The 726-nt window shown below is 32.1% G+C and carries 1 protein-coding gene; it reads left to right on the top strand.

The genetic code is table 11. The features are described from left to right. Nucleotides 1-441 precede the first annotated feature (441 nt). Nucleotides 442-636: a hypothetical protein gene (locus tag V4T18_RS18295; protein ID WP_332651891.1), complete on the top strand. Its 195-nt coding sequence runs from the start codon at nt 442-444 to the stop codon at nt 634-636. Nucleotides 637-726 lie beyond the last annotated feature (90 nt).

Here is a 726-nt window from a genome sequence, read left to right as displayed (position 1 = left end):
CAAATCTAATTGAAGCGATTGAATCCGCGAAATAATTTTATCGTTTAATCGCTGCAGTCGAGGAATCATCATTTTAAAGATAAAGAGAAGGAGGCAGTTCCAGCCGACCTTCTCTTTTTTTATTAGGGATTTTGATGGTGAAAATTAGGGTTCTATAATATTTGTTGGGGTATTCATACAATTTCACGAATAAAAAGCACAAGCTTTCCCTCCATTAAAAACAGCGCCCTCTTAAATTGATATTTTCAGTTTACAGGAAACTATTAATTTGGTGAAAAGTGTTCAATTGAAATGATCAAAAACTGTTAATTATATTTTACCGTTTACATTTTGTTTAATGTAAGATTAAAAGATTCGTCTAGAAATATTAGAATATTAAAATATTTAGCAATATTCATCAGTATTAAATATGATATTATGAAATCAAAGGGGAGGTATATTATGGTAATTTCCAAAAATGCTATAGAAAATATCAAACTATATCAAGCTCAAATTGATGCATATCAGGCAGTTAGAAACTATTGCGAACAATTTTCGGAATTCAAAAAAAGAGAAGCACTAGTTTTAGATGAAGCTCACAATGTTGCAGTATTCTACGACGATAGCCCAGTAACAGGGGGGTGTAGCATTCTTTGATGAAAGTGCTTGATGTGGATGCATTCGAAATTGGGATGGATGAAACGAATAAAAAAATCACCACGTTGTCTAGTCAAATGAAACAGGTCG

The sequence above is a fragment of the Lysinibacillus sp. 54212 genome (genome assembly GCF_036662795.1).
In the GTDB taxonomy this organism is placed as follows: Bacteria; Bacillota; Bacilli; order Bacillales_A; family Planococcaceae; genus Lysinibacillus_B.
Note: the sequence above shows the minus strand (reverse complement) of the source record. Positions and strands in the feature narration are given on the sequence as shown.

Coding starts and splice junctions, on each gene's coding strand:
- V4T18_RS18295 (WP_332651891.1), top strand. CDS start 442: ATGGTAATTTCCAAAAATGCTATAGAAAATATCAAACTATATCAAGCT.